Annotated in this window: 18 protein-coding genes and 1 tRNA gene; 9 read left to right on the plus strand and 10 right to left on the minus strand. The window is 44.1% G+C overall.

Annotated elements, in window-relative coordinates:
* Positions 1 to 3: 3 nt before the first annotated feature.
* Positions 4 to 2,403, minus strand: a complete 2,400-nt coding sequence (locus ACIM339_RS00750; protein WP_015282703.1) for an AAA family ATPase — start codon at positions 2,401 to 2,403, stop codon at positions 4 to 6.
* On the minus strand, positions 2,400 to 3,659 hold the full coding sequence (locus tag ACIM339_RS00755; RefSeq protein WP_015282704.1) for a DNA repair exonuclease: 1,260 nt from the start codon (positions 3,657 to 3,659) through the stop codon (positions 2,400 to 2,402). The genes ACIM339_RS00750 and ACIM339_RS00755 overlap by 4 nt, the downstream gene beginning before the upstream one ends.
* A 124-nt stretch (positions 3,660 to 3,783) precedes the next feature.
* On the opposite strand from ACIM339_RS00755, the gene purH reads away from it, so the two are divergent.
* The 3 genes from purH to ACIM339_RS00770 are packed head-to-tail and all read left to right on the plus strand — an operon-like array spanning position 3,784 to position 6,785.
* Entirely contained in the window at positions 3,784 to 5,256 is a 1,473-nt protein-coding gene (gene purH / locus ACIM339_RS00760; RefSeq protein WP_015282705.1) for a bifunctional phosphoribosylaminoimidazolecarboxamide formyltransferase/IMP cyclohydrolase, read from the plus strand.
* 9 nt (positions 5,257 to 5,265) lie between these two features.
* Positions 5,266 to 6,426: an aconitase X catalytic domain-containing protein gene (locus tag ACIM339_RS00765; protein ID WP_015282706.1), complete on the plus strand. Its 1,161-nt coding sequence runs from the start codon at positions 5,266 to 5,268 to the stop codon at positions 6,424 to 6,426.
* Positions 6,423 to 6,785: an aconitase X swivel domain-containing protein gene (locus tag ACIM339_RS00770; protein WP_015282707.1), complete on the plus strand. Its 363-nt coding sequence runs from the start codon at positions 6,423 to 6,425 to the stop codon at positions 6,783 to 6,785. Before ACIM339_RS00765 ends, ACIM339_RS00770 begins: the two co-directional genes overlap by 4 nt.
* On the opposite strand, the gene ACIM339_RS00775 is transcribed toward ACIM339_RS00770, so the two are convergent.
* The gene (locus ACIM339_RS00775; RefSeq protein WP_015282708.1) at positions 6,786 to 9,803 is read right to left on the minus strand and encodes a DUF835 domain-containing protein; all 3,018 of its coding nucleotides are present in this window, start codon (positions 9,801 to 9,803) and stop codon (positions 6,786 to 6,788) included.
* 81 nt (positions 9,804 to 9,884) lie between these two features.
* On the opposite strand from ACIM339_RS00775, the gene asnS reads away from it, so the two are divergent.
* A complete protein-coding gene (gene asnS / locus ACIM339_RS00780) occupies positions 9,885 to 11,177 on the plus strand; it encodes an asparagine--tRNA ligase (RefSeq protein WP_015282709.1) in 1,293 nt (430 codons plus the stop codon).
* A 29-nt stretch (positions 11,178 to 11,206) separates the two neighbouring features.
* On the opposite strand, the gene ACIM339_RS00785 is transcribed toward asnS, so the two are convergent.
* From ACIM339_RS00785 to ACIM339_RS00800, 4 genes are read right to left on the minus strand one after another with little or no spacing between them, the layout of a single operon-like run.
* Entirely contained in the window at positions 11,207 to 12,283 is a 1,077-nt protein-coding gene (locus ACIM339_RS00785; protein WP_015282710.1) for an ABC transporter ATP-binding protein, read from the minus strand.
* Positions 12,276 to 13,325 (minus strand): ABC transporter ATP-binding protein, encoded by a 1,050-nt coding sequence (locus ACIM339_RS00790; protein ID WP_015282711.1) that lies wholly within the window; start codon positions 13,323 to 13,325, stop codon positions 12,276 to 12,278. The genes ACIM339_RS00785 and ACIM339_RS00790 overlap by 8 nt, the downstream gene beginning before the upstream one ends.
* A gap of 5 nt (positions 13,326 to 13,330) precedes the next feature.
* Positions 13,331 to 15,784, minus strand: coding sequence for an ABC transporter permease (locus ACIM339_RS00795; protein WP_015282712.1), 2,454 nt, complete (start codon positions 15,782 to 15,784; stop codon positions 13,331 to 13,333).
* 13 nt (positions 15,785 to 15,797) lie between these two features.
* A complete protein-coding gene (locus tag ACIM339_RS00800) occupies positions 15,798 to 17,219 on the minus strand; it encodes an ABC transporter permease (protein WP_015282713.1) in 1,422 nt (473 codons plus the stop codon).
* A 108-nt stretch (positions 17,220 to 17,327) separates the two neighbouring features.
* Here ACIM339_RS00800 and ACIM339_RS07870 point away from each other — a divergent pair, with 108 nt between their 5' ends.
* On the plus strand, positions 17,328 to 17,498 hold the full coding sequence (locus ACIM339_RS07870; protein WP_162007657.1) for a hypothetical protein: 171 nt from the start codon (positions 17,328 to 17,330) through the stop codon (positions 17,496 to 17,498).
* Positions 17,498 to 17,845: a hypothetical protein gene (locus tag ACIM339_RS00805; protein WP_015282715.1), complete on the plus strand. Its 348-nt coding sequence runs from the start codon at positions 17,498 to 17,500 to the stop codon at positions 17,843 to 17,845. Before ACIM339_RS07870 ends, ACIM339_RS00805 begins: the two co-directional genes overlap by 1 nt.
* A gap of 6 nt (positions 17,846 to 17,851) precedes the next feature.
* Here ACIM339_RS00805 and ACIM339_RS00810 read toward each other — a convergent pair whose 3' ends face one another.
* Positions 17,852 to 18,367 carry a hypothetical protein gene (locus ACIM339_RS00810; RefSeq protein WP_015282716.1) on the minus strand — a complete coding sequence of 172 codons (516 nt, stop codon included), beginning with the start codon at positions 18,365 to 18,367 and terminating at the stop codon, positions 17,852 to 17,854.
* A gap of 102 nt (positions 18,368 to 18,469) precedes the next feature.
* Between ACIM339_RS00810 and ACIM339_RS00815 the strand changes: the two genes are divergently transcribed.
* The gene (locus ACIM339_RS00815) at positions 18,470 to 18,811 is read left to right on the plus strand and encodes a hypothetical protein (RefSeq protein ID WP_015282717.1); all 342 of its coding nucleotides are present in this window, start codon (positions 18,470 to 18,472) and stop codon (positions 18,809 to 18,811) included.
* Here the strand turns inward: ACIM339_RS00815 and hpt are convergent.
* Positions 18,808 to 19,365: a hypoxanthine/guanine phosphoribosyltransferase gene (hpt, locus tag ACIM339_RS00820; protein WP_015282718.1), complete on the minus strand. Its 558-nt coding sequence runs from the start codon at positions 19,363 to 19,365 to the stop codon at positions 18,808 to 18,810. The genes ACIM339_RS00815 and hpt overlap by 4 nt on opposite strands.
* Positions 19,362 to 20,018 carry a phosphoribosyltransferase gene (locus ACIM339_RS00825; protein ID WP_015282719.1) on the minus strand — a complete coding sequence of 219 codons (657 nt, stop codon included), beginning with the start codon at positions 20,016 to 20,018 and terminating at the stop codon, positions 19,362 to 19,364. Before ACIM339_RS00825 ends, hpt begins: the two co-directional genes overlap by 4 nt.
* A 97-nt stretch (positions 20,019 to 20,115) precedes the next feature.
* Here ACIM339_RS00825 and ACIM339_RS00830 point away from each other — a divergent pair, with 97 nt between their 5' ends.
* Positions 20,116 to 21,192: a VIT1/CCC1 transporter family protein gene (locus tag ACIM339_RS00830; protein ID WP_083872005.1), complete on the plus strand. Its 1,077-nt coding sequence runs from the start codon at positions 20,116 to 20,118 to the stop codon at positions 21,190 to 21,192.
* Between the two features lie 42 nt (positions 21,193 to 21,234).
* Positions 21,235 to 21,353 (plus strand) — tRNA-Ile (locus ACIM339_RS00835).
* Positions 21,354 to 21,371: the final 18 nt, after the last annotated feature.

Here is a 21,371-nt window from a genome sequence, read left to right on the forward strand (position 1 = left end):
ATCCTAAACCCTTCTTATACGCGAGATCCCGTTAACCTTCTCAACATGAAAAACTACATCTGCAAGGTTCATGAGTTCCTTCTCATGGCTCACAATTATCACCTGATCCGTTTCCATTTTATCAAACACATCCTTCAACTTGTAAAGCTGGTCCTTACTGAATCCATCGGTGGGCTCATCCAGTATGAGAAGGTTGGATCTCAGACCCAGAGTCTTCTTCACCATGGTGTTAAGGGCAAGACGATATGCAAGGGCTATGGATGTCCTCTCTCCACCACTTAGAGTGCTTAGAGGCATATCAAACCTCTGGTACCTTATAACTGGTCTAAATTTCTCATCTATCCATGGCTCATAATCGCTCTCCCCTAAAAGTTCGTAAAACCACTCTTCAAAGAGGGATCTAAATTCCTCATTTATGGCAAGAAGCCGCAAGTTCTCAATATCCTTGAGTGCCTCAACAAAATCGCGCCTGAGCCACTCTCCAAATTCTCCCCTAATTCTAAGAAGTTCAAAATCCCTTTCCAGCTCCTCAACAGTCCTTTCCCTTCTCTTGATATCTTCTTTCAACTCCACAACAAACCTCTCCTTTTCCGAGATCTTGGATTTTAGAGAACTTACCCTCTCCCCCGCAGATCTGTAACTCTCCCCTATGCTTCTGTACAGATTTTCATCATAACCCAGAGATTCAATCTCCTCCTGCATCTTCTGAATTTCCCTCTCCAAGGAGGTTATCTTTTCCTCATGCTCACTCATCCTCTTCCTAAGAATTTCCTCGCGCTCAATGCCCTTCTTCAGAGCAGTGTATTCGTTCCAGAGAGCACGAAGGGATTCAACATTCTTTGAAACTCCCTTCAGTTCTATAGAAACTCTTTCCAACTCCTCCCTGCTAAATTGAGGTATGGAACCGCGCATCTTTTCGATTTCTTCCCTGGCCCTTTCTGCCTCCACCAGCTCCATTTTAACGTTCCTGATCCTCTCTCCAAGAGCCGCCAGTTCTCTCTGCAAACTCCTAAGTTCCTCCATTCTCTTTCTTATATCCCTCTGCTCCTTCTTCAACAGGGCCTCTTTTCTCGCCAGGGATGATAGAGTTCTTTTCAGATCTTCAATTTTATCCATGGTCTCTTTTATCAGTTTATTCTTGTGCTCCTCAGTAAGGGGTCTTTTGCATTTCGGGCATACCCCTCCAAGGGATTTTATACTCTCAAGTTCCTCTTCAAGTTCTCCAATCTTTGAAGTTATTGATTGTATCCTGCCCCTAACTGTTGTTCGCTCATCCTCTATTTCCTTATACCTTTCCTCAAGTTCATCAATCTCTGAAATCATCTCCCTCAATCGGCTCTCCCTTTTGGAGAGTTCTGAGATCTCATTTTTCAGGTCTTCAATTTTAGATACCTTCTCCTTCAACGATCTGATACGCTCCATCACCGCCGTGTACTTCACCTCAAGATCCTTGAGTCTCTTGAATTTCTCCTCCAGATCTGCTTTTTTGCTCTCGTATTCTTCATACTCCAGGGCCTTGTTCTCAATTTCCCTTAAACGGGATTTCATTCTTTCAATATCCTCAAGTTCACCTCTCTCGCTTTTCAGAGTATCCCTCAGAGCGTTCAGATTTGCCTCCAAGGATCCAATTCTAACACGCAGAGACTCGTATTTCTTGCGTAGATTCTGAACATTCTCCCACTCCCTTTTCTTCTCCTCCAGTATCTTAATTGCCTCACCATATTCTTCCTTCAATTTCAAAATTTCATCTTCAATGGCCTTAATATCCTCCATCTTTTTCTCAATATCCTCCCTTATACGAGATATTTCCTCAAGTTTGGCCTTTGAGGTGCGTCCATCCATCTGAAGTGTTCTTCCAACCTCCTCCGCGTTATCAACCGCAACTTTGTATTCGTCAAGTTTGAATATCTTGCGTATAACTTCCAGGCGGTCCTCATCACCACCCTCAAGAATCTCCTTCATTGTTTCCTGAGGGGTGTAAATGGCATATTTCACCACCGGCAGGGATTTTCTCCGGGTGCTCTCCACATCCACACCCATAAGACGTAGAACGTAGTTGCGCACCTGGGTGGAGGTCAGTTTGATTTTGCCTTCGGGGGTCAACACGTAGGATTCGGGGTTTACTATTTTGTCTCCCTTTTTCTCAAGGGCACGGTGAATCGTATACGTCTCTCCTTCATGCTCAAACACAACTTCCACGTAACCTCTGGGAGCACCCTTCCTTAGAAGCCGCTCGTAAAATTCCTTGGTTGAATTTCCAAAAAGTGCGAAATCTATAGACATGAGTAACGTGGTCTTACCACTACCTATATCCCCCTCAAATAGAGTTATGCCCTCACCGAGCTCAATGTCCTGATCAACGTAACTTCTTATGTTTGAAAGATGTACCTTTCTTATGATCATGCACCCACCCCATAATCAAAAATCGTTTTACCTGATTTTCTCTTCTCCTCTTCCTCCCTCTCCTCCTCACCACGCTTCTGATTCAAATGGTCCACGACCTCGTAGATCTCAGTGACCAGCCTCTCATAGTAATCATTCTTGTGCATACCCTCAGGCTGTCTCTCTCTGAGAATTTCAAATACCCGTCTCGTGGTTTGCAACCCGTACTTTGAAATCCTTTTGAATACCTCATTCTCAATCTCCTCGGCAGTTTCAGCCACAACATTTAATCTCCTTCTCTCAGCACTACTCAGAGCATAGGTGTTTATAAGAAGATCAAGGGCCCTTTCCTTTATGCGTTCCCTTATGCTGTGAAAATCTATATCTCCAACGGCTCCACTTCTAAGCTTCCCCCTTATCTTCAGAATAATCACCTGCCCATCAAAATCCCCATTGGCAAACTCTTTCAGTTTTTCTTCCAGTTCCCCGGCGCTGAGGCCATCTGCGTTGATTACCTTCTTGTATATCTTACAAACCTCAATAGGTACAAATCTGGGCTTGAAATCTTCAACTATGAAAAAACCACGCTCTTTGAGCATATCAAGATCGTTGTAGGTGGCTCCGAAAAGGGCTCCTGGATAAATAAGAGGACTGCCCTCAATATCACTTTTTATTATTTCGTGAAGATGCCCCGCGGCATAGTAGTCGAAACCGGAGGGTAGCATGGATTTGGGAAGGGCGTATTTATCTGGAATGTAAGAGGGTTTCACCTCGCTTATTGTTGTGTGAAATACAAATATTTTAGGACTTGAAAGGTTTTCAAGATATTCCCTATCAATGTGCTCAAAGTACTCAATTTCCTGGGCAGAACTCAGACCGGACATGCCCACAATGCTGACGCCTGTTTCATCCCTCACAGGATTAAGTCTCAGTTTCCCATTCACAACCTCATAATTCACCACCTTCCTGAACAGTCCAGTTGAAGCAAGGACATCCATAAGAGAGGTGCTCCCGGCAGAAAAGTCATGAGAGCCGTACACCGTGTAAATCCTTATTCCACTCTCAACAGCCTTTTTCATTATTTCAACTGCACGCTGAACTATGCCCATATCCGGAATCGGGTTGTGAAAAAGGTCTCCGGCAATTATTATAAAATCAACCTGCTCCTCAATGCTTTTCATTATGGCCTTCTCAAAGGCACGCACATTCAAATCTCTAAGCACAGGATTCTTACTGAATGCTCCGAGATGGGCATCCGCCATGTGAGCAAACTTCATAGTTCATAAGATATGGCAAGCATATTTAAGGTTATTCACGGAGTAATGTTTTTATTTGCCGAGCAAAAAATTAAAACACCAGGAGCATCGCAAAGGTTATTACCAAATTTCTCATGCTTTAAGCATGCGAGCACTCATAAGCGTATCGGATAAAACTGGGCTTGAGGATTTTGCCATAAAACTCGTGTCTTTGGGTTATGAGATTATATCTACAGGAGGCACCTATGAATTCCTGAGGGAGCATGGCATCCCTGCAATCAAAGTGGAAGAAATAACGGGATTTGGAGAGATGCTCGGAGGACGTGTAAAAACATTGCATCCTGCCATCCATGCTGCAATTCTGGCCAAGAAGAAAGAGGATCTTGAAAAATACGGAATCAAGGGAATTGATATGGTGGTGGTGAACCTCTATCCATTTGAAAAATACAGGAATGCGGAAGAGGAGGATATGATTGAGAACATTGATATAGGAGGTGTGGCTCTCCTCCGCGCTGGTGCGAAAAATTATGAGCGTGTTATTGTGGTTTCATCTCCAAATCAATACGACGAGGTGATAGATCTTCTAAAAGAGGAAAAATTCACACTGGAGAGGAGAAGAGAGTATGCGCTGGAGGCTTTTGCAAGAACTGCAAGTTACGATGCTATGATATACAATGCTCTCTGGAACAAATTCAAGGATGGGCTACCGGAGCATTTCATTTACGCTGCAAAAAAGGATATGGTGCTCAGATACGGGGAAAATCCGCATCAGATGGGCGCGTTTTACATGGATGGCTCCGTTGAATGGAAACAGCTGCACGGCAAGAAATTATCCTTCAACAACATAAGGGATATGAACGCTGCGTGGAACATGGTTATGCAGTTTGAAAAACCTGCTGTGGCGATAATAAAACACGCCAATCCCTGCGGTGCTGCTCTTGGAAAGAATATTAAAGAGGCGTATCTAAAGGCACTGGCAGGCGATCCCATATCGGCATATGGAAGCATAGTTGCATCCAACAGAACGGTGGATGTGGATGCGGCAGAGGAGATGAGAAAACTATTCATTGAAGTGCTCATAGCCCCTGAGTTCGAGCCAGATGCCCTGAAAATTTTAGAAAGAAAGAAAAACATAAGAATAATAAAAATGAGAAAATGGATGAAGGATGGGTACGACATAAAGAGGGTTGATGGAGGGGTGCTCGTGCAAGAATGGGATACGAAGAGATTGGAAAGGGCTGAATGCGTGTCCAACCGGATGCCAACGGAGGAGGAGATGAGGGGTCTGCTTTTTGCCTGGACAATGGTTCGCTTTGTTAAGAGCAACGCCATAGTTTTCGCCAAAGATGAAATGCTCGTGGGAGTTGGGGCAGGGCAGATGAGCAGGGTGGATGCCGTGAAGATAGCGGCTATGAAAGCGGGTGAGAGAGCAAGAGGAGCAGTTATGGCCTCAGATGCGTTTTTCCCGTTCAGGGATGCCATTGATGTTGCCTACGAAGCAGGCGTGACGGCCATAATCCAACCGGGAGGTTCAAAGAGAGACAAAGAGGTTATAGAGGCGGTTAATGAGCACAATATGGCAATGCTCTTCACGGGATTCAGGGTGTTCCTTCACTGAGGTGGGTATATGTATCTTACAAAATATGAGGAGAAAATCCTAGATGGAGAACTGGGAGAAGGTTACGCAAAGATGATGAAAATTCTCGTTAAAATAGGAGAGATCTACGGTGCAGACGGGCTGATTCCCATAAAATCCGCTCAAATCTCAGGTGTGTCCTACAACACCATAGGTGAACACGGGCTTTACTTTCTTAAGTCCCTAGAGGGGGTGAAGGTGAGAGTCCCAGCAACCCTCAATCCTCTGGCCTTTGATGAAAGATATATTGATCTCCTAAAGGTCGATTCTCACATTTACAAAAGGCAGATGGAGATAATAAAGGCCTATGTTGATATGGGCATAAAGCCCACTGCAACTTGCACCCCCTATTACTATGACAACGTTCCAAAATTAGGAGAGCATATAGCCTGGGCCGAGAGTTCCGCTGTGATATACGCCAACTCCATAATAGGCGCAAGAACAAACAGAGAAGGGGCAGTTACAGCATTGGCGGCAGCAATCATCGGGAAAACCCCAAACTATGGATTGCATTTGGACGAGAACAGAAGGGCAACCCATATTGTTGATGTGAAATTCAAGCCCGAGGGTGAGGACTATCCCCTGATAGGGCTGTTCATCGGAGAGAGCGTAAACGGCATTCCCTACCTCAGATTTGCAGGCACAAACGATGATTTCAAACTTATGGGAGCGGCCATGGCAGCATCTGGAAGCATATCAATGTATCACATTGAAAATTTCACTCCAGAATTCAAAAATGCCCTGAGCGATGAGGTCGAGCGAATAGAGGTGGAAAGAGAGGATCTTGATAGAATGAAAAGGGAAGTGGATGTGGAACTTGTGGCCATCGGATGCCCCCATGTATCCCCTTCAGAACTGCGCAGAATTGCAGAATTTGTAAAGGGCAAAAAAAAGAAGAAGAACGTTCAACTCTGGATATTTGTGGCAAGAAGTGTGTGGAATAGACACGAGGATTTAGTTAAATTTATCGAGGAATTTGGGGGCAAGGTAATGGTTGATACCTGCGTGGTTGTGAGCAACGCTGGAAAGATCTACAAAAAAATAGGTACAACATCAGGCAAGGCCGCATTTTATCTGAGCAAGGAAAAATTCGGAGGTGCAAGGGTTATGGTTGCAGACCTATACACACTGCTCAGGAGCGTGGTAGAATGATTCTCAGAGGACGTACAATTCTGGAGGGGAATGTTGAAGGTACTGTGGTAAAATTTGATAAGCCTATCGTGATTTTAGGAGACGTAAACGAGAAAGAAGGTACGATCTTGGGCAAGGAAATCAAGGGAAAGATAGTTGTGTTTCCCAGAGGTGCGGGAAGCACGGTGGGTTCTTACACCATATACGGATTGAAATACTATGGCAACGAGCCCCTTTCATTCATACTCCAAGAAGCAGAGACAATTGTGGCTGCAGGGGCCATTATGGCGAATATACCCACTTTGGACAGGATAGACACTTCAAAAATAAAAGATGGAGATAGGGTCAGAGTTTCTGGAAACATAGTGGAAATCCTGTGACTATCTTATCTCTCCGTCCACATATTTCATTATCTTCTCAAGTTCAAAGCTTTCAATTTCTTCTATGTTGAAAAACATATACGCATTTTTCTCCTTCAACTTCTCCTTTATCCTACGGAGAACTTCCATAAGAGAATCCAGAGGGTTTATGGCCAGAAGCAAATCAAAGCAATCTGCCAGAATTAATTTCCCGCCCTTCTCTATAAATCTAATGATCTCACTTTCAAGTTTATCAATCTCCTTTGGCTTTATACTTTTTCCAAAGGGAACGTAAGAGATCCACAGAGTTTGCACGTTTTTCAGGTCGTACTCCTTTTTGACCTCCTCAGGATTGTCCTTCGTAATGAGCAATTTCTTCTCGCTCAAAATCTCTTCTGGAACACTGTCTATCATTTTTCGCAGATCCCCTATTACCAGATAGAGGTTGCCTCTCTTCATCCTTTTCTCTTTCATCTTCACACGTATGGGTGCACCACAAAGAGGGCAGAACTCATCTTCTTGGGATAATTCCGCACCACAGAATGGGCAGTATTCCCTACCCTTTACCTTCTTTGATTTGAAAGCCGTGGAATAGACATAGTCAATTATCTTTCTGGCCATATTAAGCGGTATTCCGGATATTTCTGCCAACTCTTCGGGTTTGGTCTCCATAAGTTCGTATATGCTCCCGAATCCCAACTTAAACAACAGTTCTGCACGGGACTCATCAATTCCAGGTATGCTCTTAAAAGCCTTGATGACCCATTTCTTGAACAGAGGGTTTATCCCGATGATTATACGATATCCCATAATGGGCCATTCAACAACGTATCCATACTCAGGAATGTAGTACTCGACATTTCTGGCTAGGCACTGTTGCTTGATTTCGTCTTCGTACCCCTTTACCATCTTTATTACATCAGAGTTACCATAAATGTTCACATCAACCAAATCATCAAAATCCATCTCTATATCCTTCCGCATGCTGTTTATCCGCCGCACAATCTCTTTAACCAGCCGGATTCTCCTAGTTGATGCATCTCTCTCGGTGTAAACATACAGTTCCCCATATTTTGATTTTAACTCCTCGTAACCCTCAGGCACCTTTTTCAGGTATCTCACCATCTTTGGGGTGATCTTTATCAGAAAACCCTCCACCCCAAGAGTGTAACCCCCTTTTTCCATGGCATCCATAACTTCCTTCACGTTCTTTCTCCGGAGCAGAAACGATATCTTAGGAGCCCAAGCACGGTATGCTGCACTTATCTCCTCAATATTGGGCTCTATCTCAATTTCCATCTCTTCCCATTCCCTTACAGCGGTCAGGGCAATAATATTCTCAACCCTGAAAATATAGGGTCTAAGATCGTTTATATCGCCTGCATACTCAGACACGAAAACAACTTTCTTAAGGGGCTCTCTCAGGGGTATGTTATTTCTCTCTCTGTATTCCCTGAGAAGGGTTATCACATCCCTCAAAACCTCAACACTCTCAATTTCAGGGTAATCCTCAAAGGATAGAATGATTTGATCAATGCCCAATTTCTCCATCAAAGATGCTGCAAATTTAGGAAGATATGGATAGAGCAGCGTCAGGATATCCTTAATCAATTTCCTGGCCAGTGGATCCTTTCTTTTGAGAGGCACATAAAAATGTGAGATGTCGTGGAGCACATAATTGTAGAATCTGTCAAAGGACTCTTCGATTTTGCCCTTCTCGACCAGTTGTACAATGCTTCTCTTAACCTCTTCGTTCTTCCACAGGGCCCAGTAATCAACATCGGTGTACTCATCACTCTGGCCGTAAATTTCAACGTATCTCACAATATTTTCAACCACCGATTTCAATTTTCTGACCTTCCTCAAATCTTCCTCGTTTATCTTTCCACGCCTCTTCATCAAAAGCACACATTCCTCATCCTCATCTGGTTCATTCATTAAATCATGTGAGAGCAATATGCTGCGGTTAAAGAAATAGCCCCGAGAGAGCCTCAACATACCTTCAATGGCCTTTTGCACCCCCACTCTGCGAATATGCACAAAACTCAGGTCCACAGGATGATGTAATTCATGTACGTATGCACCGACCGCAACAAGTTCAGGTCTGAGCATGAATTTTCTCTCCATTATGCCTCCACACACAGGACAGTCCATGATCTTCTCACCGTACTCAATGTGGCCACAATTTGAGCAGTGTAGCACAGGCAATTTATAAGAACCGCTTGGGGAGGATAACTGAATCTTCACCTCCTCATCCTCTGCAAATAAAACTGGAATTTTCCCCTCCACAAGCACGCTTCCACATTTGGGACACACATGGATGGGCTCAACTCTTTTAAAGGAATAAATAAGCGAATAGGATGGAATTTTGGATTTGAGATGAAGTTCCTCCACATCACCCTTACGTATTATTCTGGAGTTTCCATCACCAAGAATGACATGGGATTTGAAATTGATTTTTTCCAATGTACCCTTTTCTACCTTTTTTATCTTATCCTCTGGAACTTCAAGTTTCTCAATCAAAATATCTCTGAGATGGCCAGGTGCAAGCCATTTCTCATCGGGAAAGGACACAAGAATTAAATCTTCTCCCCCAATAAAAACTCCAACCGCTTCCTCTCCGGATTCAATTTCCCCGATAAAATAGGTCCTCTTGGCAATTCTGATTTTCACGAGATTTATCTTGATTTCCCTTTCAATTATCTTTACCTCATGCGCTTTATAGTACTCATCACACTTCTCACAGTAATAGTTATTCAAATAATGAACCTTCAATTTTTCCATGGTGTAAAGTTCCTTTATTAGGAGGGAAATCTCATCAGTGTATCTGTCTGCATAAATTAACCTAGCATATGGAGCCTTTTCTCTCAACCTTTTAAGATAATTCTCACCTGAGTGAACCACAAAGATTATGGGTTTCTCTTTTCCAAGAATTTCGTAAAACCTGTGGATAAAATTGAAGTGGATAATTTCATCTAATACAGAATAGGATAGTGTATCGTATATTGGATACGAATACAAGCCTCGATTTTTTTCCACGTGAGTATATTCCTATTCCACGATATATATTTATTGGCTCCAGAAAGATAAGTTATAAATAAATAACCCTCATGCAAGTTTATGTTTCACAAGGTGGAAGAGGTACTTTCAGATGATTTCATAGGAAAGGAGGTTAGCCTTCGGGGCTGGATTTACAGGAAGAGGCGCATGGGAAAGATCATTTTCGTGGTTCTCCGAGACTCTTCAGACATAATCCAGTGTGTTGTTGAGAAGAAAAAGATAGGTTCAGAAAAGTTCAAGGAACTTGATAAGGTTGGGGTGGAATCTTCCATAATACTCAGCGGTTCTGTAAGAAAGGAGGCCAGAGCTCCAACAGGATACGAAATTGATGTGAACACCATTGATATCATTGGGCCTTCATACATGTTTCCCATAACCAAGGACAAGAGCGATGATTTCCTCCTTGACAACAGACATCTCTGGCTAAGGAGCAGGGAGATGAACGCCATCCTTAAAATTAGGCACACCGTTTTTGGAGCCATTCATGATTACTTCAGGGAAACAGGGTATTATGAGGTACAGGGCCCCATATTCGTCACTGGTGCTGTGGAAGGGGGATCCACCCTATTTGAGGTTCCTTATTTTGGCAGAAAGGCATACCTCACACAGAGCGCGCAATTCTACCTTGAAACTTTCATATTCTCCCTCGAAAAGGTATATACCATTGCTCCCAGTTTTCGTGCGGAGAAGAGCAGAACGAGGAGACACCTCACAGAGTACTGGCATGCAGAGGCAGAGGCAGCATGGTACCACAACGATGATATGATGAAGGATGAAGAGGAACTCATAGTGCAAATAATTCAGAGAGTTTTGGACGAACGTAGAAGGGAACTTGAATTTCTAAACAGAGACATAAAAATCCTAGAAAACATAGAGAAACCTTTCATTCGTATGAAGTACGGGGAACTCATCGAATTTGCCCAGAATGAAGGAATTGATATTGAGTATGGCGATGATCTTGGAGCGGATGAAGAAACTGCAATAACAGTGAAGTTTGACAAACCTATTTTTGTAACCCACTACCCAGCATCAATAAAACCATTCTATCACAGACCGGATCCTGAAAATCCAGAGGTTGTTCTGTGCCATGACATGCTCGCTCCAGAGGGATACGGAGAGATCATAGGTGGAGGTGAGAGAATCTACAAACTGGATGTGCTTATTCAAAGGATGGAAGAAGAGGGGCTCAATCCTGAGAACTACTACTGGTACGTGGATCTTAGAAAATACGGAAGCGTACCCCATGCGGGATTCGGTCTGGGTGTGGATAGGCTTGTGTGGTGGCTTGCAGGATTATCACACATAAAATACGCCATACCGTATCCCAGAACAATAAGAAGGACAAAACCATAAAAGAAAAAATGATTGGCGTGTAACGCCATTTACTCTGTTTCTTCTTCTATCTTCCCAATTTCATTTGTTTTTTCCAGTTCTGTATCAAATCCCTCGGAGGCAAGTTTCTCTGCAAAATGGCAAGCTACAAAGTGTCCTGGCTCAATCTCCACAAGAGGAGGTTCCTTCACATCGCACAGGCCTTTCTGCGCGTATGGGCAGCGAGGCCAGAATCTGCACCCCGGAGGCAGGTTTATGGGACTTGGAATCTCTCCCTTGATTTCCACACGGCCATGCTTGTGATCTGGATCTGGCACAGGAACAGCAGAAATCAGTGCCTTTGTATATGGATGCATGGGGTTGAAGACCACATCGTCCGAGTTGGCCATTTCAACTATCTTGCCGAGGTACATCACAGCCATCTTATCTGACATGTACCTGGAGACTGCAATATCGTGTGTTATGAACAAGAATGGTATACCGTACCTCTCTCTCAGATCGAGCATAAGGTTCATCACGCCTGCACGGATAGAAACATCGAGCATGGACACGGGCTCATCAGCCACTATGAACTTTGGTCTGAGTACCAGGGCCCTGGCAATGGCAACGCGCTGTCTCTGACCTCCGCTCAACTCGTGAGGAAACCTGTCAAGGTATTCCTCCGCAGGTCTCAATTCTGCATCTTCCAGAGCCTTAATCACCATTTCCACCCTATCATCGTAGGTATCTCCAATACCATGTATAAGCAAGGGTTCCATAACAGTCTTCTGCACAGTAAAGCGAGGATTCAGAGATTCGTAGGGGTCCTGGAATATCATCTGCACGTTTCTCCTGTAATTTTTCAGCTGCTTACCTTTCAGTTTTGCAATATCCTCTCCCTCGAAGAGGATGTTTCCCTCAGTTGGATCCTCAAGTCTTGTGAGAAGTCTGCCCGTGGTGGTCTTACCGCATCCGGATTCTCCCACAAGACCCAGAATTTCTCCACGATGAATATCAAAGTTTATTCCATCAACGGCCTTAACGTATATGGGCTCACCCCAGAACTTGAACATTCCTGCATGCAGTTCAAAGTACTTCTTGAGGTTCCTCACACGGATAATCACTTCACCGTTATTCTCTTCACTCATTTCTCTCACCCCCGCCCAATTCACCATAAAGCTCCTCTGCAAAGTGACACTTGGAATAGTGTCCGGGAGCAACTTCAATCACTGGTGGTTCCTTCTCAAGGCATATATCCTTAGCATAGGGACAGCGAGGTGCAAACCTGCAGCCCTTGGGTGGATTCGCAAGATCAGGTGGAGAACCGGGTATGGCCTTGAGCCTCTTCTTCTCACCCCTTATATTGGGGAACGCATTGAGCAATGCCTCCATGTACGGGTGTGCGGTTTCCTTGAATACCTGCCTTGTAGAACCCGTCTCAACGAGGTGCCCGGCATACATAACAGCCATTTTGTGGGCCATTTCTGCAACCACACTGACATCGTGGGTTATCAGTATCATGGCCACATTTTCCTCCTTCTGCAGCCGGGCCATCTCACCCAGAATCTTATCCTGAGTAACCACATCCAGAGCCGTGGTAGGCTCATCCGCTATTATCAAATCAGGATTCAGAGCAAGGGCCATGGCAATCATAGCCCTCTGTTTCATACCTCCGCTGTACTCATGGGGATAGTTGTCAATTCTATCAACGGGTATACCAACCAATTTGTATAGTTCCTCAACCCTCTTTCTCGCTTCCTGTTCACTCACATTCTTATGGGTGAGAATCGCCTCAATTATCTGATCTCCAACCTTGAAAACAGGGTTAAAGGCATTCATGGCTCCCTGGAATATCATCGAGATTCTGTTCCATCTGTACTTTCTCATCTCAGGATGATACTCAACAATTTTTCTATATCCGGAGAATTTCTTGCTTGGCACTGTACCCACTTGAACCAGATCCTTCCTGTCAAATATTACCTTACTGCCCTCTTTTATGTATGCATTGCTGGCAAGAAGCTGGGTTATTCCGTAGCCAGTCGTGGTCTTACCACATCCGGATTCTCCCACAAGACCCATGGTTTCTCCCTTTTCAAGTTTGAAACTGACACCATCCACAGCGTAGACCCAGCCAGCCTGAATCTTGTAGTGTATCGAAAGGTTCCTAACATCCAACAGTGTTCTCGCCATTTTTATCACCTCTTCCTCAAGCGCGGGTTAAGGATCTCGTCAAACGCCCTGCCAACCAAGTAGAAGCCCAGAGATATGAGTGTTATGGCCAGACCTGGAGGCAAGAGCCACCACCATGCGTACATAACTGCACCCGCCGTTTGGATACTGTAAAGCATCTGTCCCCAAGAAATAGCCTTTGGATCTCCTAGACCAAGGAAGCTCAGTGATGCCTCAGATATAATCGCTCCTGCCACACCGAGGGTCATATAGAGGAACGAGAAAGGAAGTACATTGGGGAATATATGGGAGAGCATGATCCTCGTGTTGCTCGCTCCAGCCACCTTGGCGGCATCCACAAAGGGTCTTGCTTTGAGGGACAGGGTCTGAGCACGTATAACCCTAGCAACTCCGGACCAGCCGAGGGCGGAGATCACCAGGATTATGTTCCATATACTGGGCCCCAGAATGGATGTGAGTATGAGCAATATGGGCAGCACAGGCAATGTAAGCATTATGTCCACAAATCTCATCAGCAGAGTATCTATCAACCCGCCCTTGTAGCCAGAATAGACGCCGTAGAGCGTACCTATCATCACCGAAAAGAATGCGGATAAGATACCAACTATGAATGCAACTCTAGCACCATAGACAAGCCAGGTCCATATATCGTGACCCTTATCATCTGTACCCAGGATGTACCAGTTTCCGCTGGGATAATGGCCAGGGGGCAGAGGCAGAACGCTCTCGCCCTTCAGAATAACCAGTCCCACAGTCTTGGTATCATTGCAATAATAAACCCCATATATATCAAGGGCTGCGGCAGAGGATGAGTACTTGGATCCAGATAGGGTACCCAAATAGGTATAGTAGGTCAACTTGCTTCCAGGTGGATAGGGGAACACTGAAATCTTTCCTGTCTGATTGTTGTAGTACGTAAACTTACCAACACTTAGATATCCCGCCCTTTCGTACTGATTTAGATCAAGAAGGTATAGATCATTATTGCTCGTCAGAAGGAACAGTTCAGAGTTCTCGGGAACATAGTCTATTCTCACTATGGCAGAATCGAGTGGTATGACCCCATTCTTTGTATGGTTGAACGGATACATGTAGAAGGAGTTATCCGAAACACCCTTCTTGAACCTGTAAAGGTAACCCGTGTGCTCGCTCTTCACATAGGTGGATGCGTACACCGTATAATTACCACCAGCATAACTCACAAAGGGAGCAGCCGTGGCAACACCCTTTCCAAGATCCATTGTCCAGGCGTTTTCAATCGTGACATGCCCGGCAGAATCACCCAGAGTATTCATAACATAGATCTTTGGAACACCATTTTCCTGAACAGGGAGGAATATGTAATTCCTACCAAGATCAGGACTGCCCGCATAGAATGATGGTGGCGCCGTTAGGGCAAAATTGAACTCCGTGACCACGATCTTTGGCATGGGCATGATGGGTAGCGTACCAGGAGTCAGGAATGGCATGGGGAAGGTGTGAAGATCAAAACCCTTGTAAACCAGAGTCTTCGTCTGAAGAGGTACAACAAAAACGTTCTGATCCTTCCCCAGATTGGCATTGTAAAGCTGATCATTGAAGAACAGGAAAGGCTTAAAGATTATGCTATCCGTATAGGTGGCGTTGAACACCTTCCTGAAAGATTGCTGGGCTGATGGCATGTAAGAGTCATTGGAGTAAGTATAGTAGTACCAGTAAAGATCAACATTGTGAGCATTTCCGACCGCTATAAATCTGGATGGTACAACCACAGGGGACTTGGAGTACTCAACAGGCACAGTTGTATCTCCTGATGAGGTAACATCCACCGTGAGCCAGGTGGGCTCATAATTGAGAGTTTTAACCAGCATTCTGTGATAGTTGGGATCCTTAAAATTGTACAAATCATAGACGACTAAATGGTGCTGGGTGATGAAAACCAACTCTCCATCCCAGTTTGGATCCTGACCAGTACCGCTGTAATGGTACTGCAGATCAGACGTAGATGGCGAGAGAAATGCCATATCCTGCACAGTCTCAGTGGCAGAAATTCCCGGTATACTCCTCAGAGACAGTGTGAATTTCAAAGGAGTTGTCTCCCATGGTGTTTTTTCAGGCTCTCCAACCCTCTTCGGATTCTGAACAAACACACCCTGAATTGTCCGTCCGTGATTTATTATTATCCAATCCCCTGCTTCCGGAGAAGCGGTATTTAACTGAGTATAACCAACCACCAGTCCGTTTATCTGATCGGTTGTATTGAATGCATAGAGATAGGTTCTTAGAGCATCTTCAGTTGGTGCCTCAAATTGAGGGGTGTATGGAGTAAGTACGGGAGCGAATATGGCCATAATGGCAAATATGAGGATTAAGGATAATCCCACTATACCGTATTTGCTCTGGCTGTATAGTTTCCATCCCTGCTTCAAACTTCTTTTCATGTGCCTTCGCATTTCATCCCATTTTGAAACTTCTACCATCCATCACACCTCCTTATTGAAGCCTCACCCTTGGATCAAGTATACCGTAGAGTATATCGGCGAGAATGTTCCCCAATATGACCAGCAGAGATATTATAAACAACGTTGCACCTGCAAGGAAGAAGTCCTGTCTCATCAGAGCCTGAAGATAGGTGTAACCCACACCGTAATAGGAGAATATCTGCTCCAGTATAACAGCACCACCTATTGCATAGGCAAGAGAGAGAACGAAGGATGTCACTATGGGCAACTCCGCGTTCCTCCTAGCATGCTTATTTCTGACAACCTTCTCAGGCAGACCCTTCGCCTTGGCTGTAAGGATGTAATCCTCCCCCATTGTTTCAAGCATCGAAGTTCTCTGCAGAAGAATCACTCCAGCAATACCCAGAAGCACTATAACCGTTAGAGGTAGGATAAGATGCCATCCATAATCAACAACCACATAAAACGGGTTTCCAGGGCAAATTCCAAGTACGGCGCAGGTAGAACCCGGGCCGGTATCCCCCTGACTTGCAAACTTACCTATTGGCGTCCAGCCCAGGGTGTAGGAGAATATCCACAGGAATATTAAACCCAACCAGAAGGAAGGCATGTTGTAGAAGAATAAACTGGCACCAACAACCGCTCCTTCGGCTGCACCACCTCTTCTCCAAGCAATATACGTTCCCAGAGGCACACCTATGCCGTAGGTTATCAGCGTTCCAAGACCAAACCATAGAAGTGTTCTGGGCACCCTCTGTGCGAGGATCGTGGAGACGTTTTCATTGTAAATTATGGATTTTCCAAAGTTAAAGGTGAACATATCCTTGAGGAAAAACACGTACCTTTCATAGAGAGGTTTGTCCACAACATACAGGTTGAAAACCTTTAAATTCTGTGGAAGCTGCGCATTTTTACCTGGCACCTCAAACAGCACATACACATATTTTTTTGGCAGCACACCAACGGTCTGTATCGATCTACCCAGATTGCTTTGATAAGAGTGCCAGTAGTACTTATACTCTGCAGGAACCCTTTCAGTAGAGGATGTTTTCAGATAAACCTGATTCAAATGTATCTCCGTTGGAGAGCTAACAACGTAAATTCCCGTATTCTTTAAATCCATATTGAGGGTAAAAGACACAGCCCTCGGATGCCGGTTGTAGACCAGCATTGTGTAATAATAGGTGTTGTTTGGATCAGAATTCGGAATCTCTGAGTTCGGAACCAACTTAAAATTTTGAGCTGTAAGAGTGTCAATGTACTTATCCGCAAGTCCAAAAGATACAGCCATATTGGCAACATCCGACGCTTTCAGATTAGGATTTGCATAGAACGGATCAGTCGGGTCGCCAGGCATGGCCTCAAAGAGAGCCCATATAAGACTGGTCACCACGAATACTGTAATCGCTGCTTGAATCAATCTTTTCACCAAGTAAGGACCTAAACCTGCCATTATCGACCACCTACCAGTGGCGGTACAATGTTAATCTTACATTTAAACTTTACTCACTTATTTGAGGGAAATTTTTTATATTACCTCGCGATAGCGGGCTTAGGTGATATGATGGAGGAAATCCTCTGCAACATAGAATTTTTGGAGGAAAACGGCGTTTTTATAGCAAAACTACAGAGTCCTCTGGGAGGGCTGAGGGAGTACAGGGGAGTATCCTTTGAAGAGGTACTGGATCAGGTGATGATAGAACTTCAGCAGGAATTTGAAGGTGTCCTCTGATGTTTTCCCAAGAAGACAGGGAGAAGTTCATAAAATCCGTGGACGAGTACGATTCAGAGTGGATATGGATAGACGTTGTTACCACAATGGGCCCCACAAAATTTGAAAGATACTTCAAGGAGATATTCAAGGGAGATTTTCTTCACCACTGGTCACCCACATACCCGGAGGGATATCTGGAAATAAGGAGCGAGAGAAATATAGTGGTGCACTGGATACTTGGAGAGAAAAATGAGATCATAGCAATATCTCCCCTAGATGATGTGGACTTTGATAAGATAGACGATACCCTCTCAGCCACGATAATACAAAATAGCGTGATAAGAATTTTTTCGGAAAAGTATTGAAAAGATTTAGAATTTCAATGTGTATTCTACCCTGTTTTCCTCAAGGGCTTTCTTTACCTCTCTTATCCCTCCATGCTTCTCAAAAAGTGCCTTCACCATTCCATCTATGAATGGATAGTAGCTCTTCTTGATCTTCGATATCAGAAGCCAGTAGGACTTGGAAGTTATGGTTTTGAAGCCAACGTGGAATATGGGCAAATACTTCCTTATGGCAAGAACCATGGTTTGCATGGTCTTCTTTGGAGGATACCTGCCAATTAGGCCCTTGAAACTGACATTCATGTGCTCCCCAAAGTACTTTCCCATATCCTCAACTTCATTCTCTTCGAGAATCTCAACCGCCGCATCTAAAATTCTTGCAAAATAGAATCCGGGATAGTTCTCTCCTGCCTTGATGTCAGATTCTTTCATAAAAATTACTCTATCTTTATTGACCCTATCCCTCAAAGCGTTTAGACCTTCAATACCCTTCTTTTTGGAAATATAATCCAGCACCATTTTTATGGACGTTCCCTGCACCATTTAAACCACCAAATATATTTTTGGATTAATGAACTTAGAAGTATTTAAATTTTACTTCCCCATGCAGAAATCTACTTATCAAATGATTTCATATATGAAATTATGGTGAAAAATGTTGAGGAGATTTTGAAGGAGAGCGAGAAGATCATGCCATCAGAGGACATGGTTATAGAGGTTATGAGGGACATCATGAAGGATCAGGTCAAGGAATACATAAAGGAGAGAATAGACAAGAATCCTAAGGTAAAAGATGAAATTCATGAGGCAATGATGATGTACCTAAATGCAAAAATAAAGGAACTGGAGGCAACCGCACTTTTGACAAAGGCACTCGGAGAACTTGGAGTGGTATCATTACCCCCAGAAATGAAAAAGGAGTTTGTGGCCAACCTGTACAAGATGTTTCAAAAAGAGATAGATGAAATTTTGGAAAAAACGCTCTAATCCAAAACCTTCACCCTTCCATCCACTATTTCTATGTTCACTATGGTTTTTATTTTATACCCTATTTTCCTCTCCAGGGCTCCTAGGTCCTTGTTCTTGTTCACCACGACCACTATATCACTTATCTCTGCACCTATTCTCCTTATCCCGTTAACAACAGCAGTTATTGTACCCCCCGTGCTGAGGACATCATCCACAAGGAGCACTCTATCCTCAGAGGTTATGGAATTTATGTAAAGTTTACCCCTGGAATAGCCGGTATGCTGCTCTACTTCAACCTCTCCCGGCAAGCCGTATGGACGTTTTCTTATCACCGTCATAGGTTTTGTGAGTTCCATGCTAAGAGCCACACCGATAGGTAAACCCATGGCCTCCACTGCAACAATCTTATCAAAATTATCAATGTCTATAACCTTTATTATCTCATTCACAGCATCCTTGAGAACTGCAGGGTCTATCTCTGGAATCCCATCTGTCAGGGGATGAATGAAATAGGGATAATTGCCCTTCATTATGACAGGAGCATTTCTCAAAGATTCCTTTAGAAGTTTCATTTTATCAACTCCCAGTATCCATCGTTTTTCTCCACAACTCCCCTATTTTTCAGATCTCTGAGCACTTCCCGAATCACGCTCTTCTTCACATTGATTTGAAACTGCTCTTTCAGGGCTTCTTTCACCTCATCAACACTCTTTGGCTCATACAGGGTCTTAGGAATAAGGTTTCTCATATCCTCATAAACGTTCCAGGGAAAGATGAACCAAGTCCACCTGTCCTCGGGTACCTCCTCAGAGTAGTAATCCGGCACGTACTTTGAATGGGTTATATGCAAGAGCGTTGCACTTCTTATTTCTTCCGGATTGTGGGTTGCAATGTGATCCACTGCTAGTCTCAAACTCTGCCCGGTATCCGTTATATCGTCCACCACAAGCACTTTTTTGCCCTCAATGCTTATCTGCAATCCCTGGGCAAGTCGAGCCTTGCCATCAGGAGTGGCGGTCAATCCCCAGTGCTCGGTTTTAACAGCGTAGAGTTCCTTTATATTGAGATAATCTGCCATTAACCTTGCGGGCACAAGACCACCGCGGGCAAGACCTATTACAATTTCAGGGGTATAACCGCTCTTTAGAACCCTTTTAACTATGTCCTTTGACCATCTCTCAATGTCCTTCCAAGAAACCAGCTGACATCTGAATTTCTCAACCATCAGTTTCACCTGCCTTGTAATCTCCTTGAATATTATAAAAATTACGCTTCGCTCAAAAATTAAAAATTTAAATAGGCTCAGATATATGCCTGAGAGGATGAAAAGCATAGATCTCGCAAAGAGGTTCTACGCAAGCGAAATGAAAGATTCCCAGATATACGAATATCTCAGCAGAATAGAAAAGAGAGAGGATATAAAAAAGAAGCTTCACGGACTATCCAACATAGAAAAGAGGCATGCGGAGTTCTGGAAAAGATTTGTAGAGAGCAGGGGAGGAAATGTGCCAAGGATCAAAATAGGTGCCTGGAAAAGGTTTACAATGAAGGTAGCAAGGTACTTGCTCGGTTCTGTATACCTCGTATCCCTCTTTGAAGCAACCGAATCTGCAACCATTGCCACCTATTACGATTTTTACAAAAATGAAAAATTGAGTGAGAATGAGCGTAGAGAACTTGGAAAAATCATTCTTGACGAAATAGAACACGAAAAAATATTTGAAAATGAGAAAAAAGTTCTGCATGCAGAGAACATAAGGGACCTCGTTCTGGGAATGAACGACGGACTGGTGGAACTTCTTGGAGCTGTAACAGGATTATCCGCCGTTTATGTAAACAACCCCTTTCTCGTTGGATTGAGTGGCCTGATCGTCGGAGTGGCCGGTGCTCTATCCATGGCAATTGGTACCTACGTATCGGTGCGTTCACAGAGACAGGTGAACGAGGGTATAAGAAAGCGTCTGAGTATAGTTTTTGCACTATCTAAGGACCGTGCAAGGGAGGAGATAAAGGAGAGACTTGAAGACATGGGACTCTCTGGAAGCGTATCTGATGAGGCGGCAGATTATATCGTAGAGAACGGAGAACCTGAGAACATCATACCTGAGGAGGATTCCAACGAGAGAAGGGCAGCCATTTACACTGGATTTGCCTACATAACTGGGGTGTTCTTTCCTGTCGTGCCATATTTCATAGCCCCAAACTCCCTCATAGCACTTCCTTTCTCCATACTATTTGCAGCGATTGCATTGAGCCTTGTCTCCATGATCATCTCCGTAATGTCAGGCATATCCGTGAAAAAGAAGGTTACCGAAATGGTGGTGCTTGGTCTCGGAGCAGCCGCCCTGTCCTACATATTCGGGTACATAATCAACATATTCTTCGGAGCCTCCATATAGGCAAAAAAGTTTTAAATAGAGAAAAATAATACACACCCGCACGGGGCCGTAGCTTAGCATGGTTGGAGCACCCGGCTGATAGAGCCCCTTTGGAAAAGGTGCTTTACCCCCAAAGGGCTGCAGAGACCGGGAGGTCGCCGGTTCAAATCCGGTCGGCCCCATTTCTTATTTTACCGGTC

Origin of the sequence: Aciduliprofundum sp. MAR08-339 (assembly GCF_000327505.1) — an archaeon.
In the GTDB taxonomy this organism is placed as follows: Archaea; Thermoplasmatota; Thermoplasmata; order Thermoplasmatales; family Aciduliprofundaceae; genus Aciduliprofundum.

Excerpts from the sequence above, each read along its gene's own strand:
- ACIM339_RS00805 (WP_015282715.1), top strand. The coding sequence starts at position 17,498 with ATGTTTTCCCAAGAAGACAGGGAGAAGTTCATAAAATCCGTGGACGAG.
- ACIM339_RS00770 (WP_015282707.1), top strand. The coding sequence starts at position 6,423 with ATGATTCTCAGAGGACGTACAATTCTGGAGGGGAATGTTGAAGGTACT.
- ACIM339_RS00785 (WP_015282710.1), bottom strand. The coding sequence starts at position 12,283 with ATGAGTGAAGAGAATAACGGTGAAGTGATTATCCGTGTGAGGAACCTC.
- ACIM339_RS00765 (WP_015282706.1), top strand. The coding sequence starts at position 5,266 with ATGTATCTTACAAAATATGAGGAGAAAATCCTAGATGGAGAACTGGGA.
- purH (WP_015282705.1), top strand. The coding sequence starts at position 3,784 with ATGCGAGCACTCATAAGCGTATCGGATAAAACTGGGCTTGAGGATTTT.
- ACIM339_RS00815 (WP_015282717.1), top strand. The coding sequence starts at position 18,470 with ATGGTGAAAAATGTTGAGGAGATTTTGAAGGAGAGCGAGAAGATCATG.
- ACIM339_RS00795 (WP_015282712.1), bottom strand. The coding sequence starts at position 15,784 with ATGGTAGAAGTTTCAAAATGGGATGAAATGCGAAGGCACATGAAAAGA.
- ACIM339_RS00830 (WP_083872005.1), top strand. The coding sequence starts at position 20,116 with ATGAAAAGCATAGATCTCGCAAAGAGGTTCTACGCAAGCGAAATGAAA.
- ACIM339_RS00790 (WP_015282711.1), bottom strand. The coding sequence starts at position 13,325 with ATGGCGAGAACACTGTTGGATGTTAGGAACCTTTCGATACACTACAAG.
- ACIM339_RS00750 (WP_015282703.1), bottom strand. The coding sequence starts at position 2,403 with ATGATCATAAGAAAGGTACATCTTTCAAACATAAGAAGTTACGTTGAT.
- ACIM339_RS07870 (WP_162007657.1), top strand. The coding sequence starts at position 17,328 with ATGATGGAGGAAATCCTCTGCAACATAGAATTTTTGGAGGAAAACGGC.
- ACIM339_RS00810 (WP_015282716.1), bottom strand. The coding sequence starts at position 18,367 with ATGGTGCAGGGAACGTCCATAAAAATGGTGCTGGATTATATTTCCAAA.
- hpt (WP_015282718.1), bottom strand. The coding sequence starts at position 19,365 with ATGAAACTTCTAAAGGAATCTTTGAGAAATGCTCCTGTCATAATGAAG.
- ACIM339_RS00825 (WP_015282719.1), bottom strand. The coding sequence starts at position 20,018 with ATGGTTGAGAAATTCAGATGTCAGCTGGTTTCTTGGAAGGACATTGAG.
- ACIM339_RS00755 (WP_015282704.1), bottom strand. The coding sequence starts at position 3,659 with ATGAAGTTTGCTCACATGGCGGATGCCCATCTCGGAGCATTCAGTAAG.
- ACIM339_RS00800 (WP_015282713.1), bottom strand. The coding sequence starts at position 17,219 with ATGGCAGGTTTAGGTCCTTACTTGGTGAAAAGATTGATTCAAGCAGCG.
- asnS (WP_015282709.1), top strand. The coding sequence starts at position 9,885 with ATGTTTCACAAGGTGGAAGAGGTACTTTCAGATGATTTCATAGGAAAG.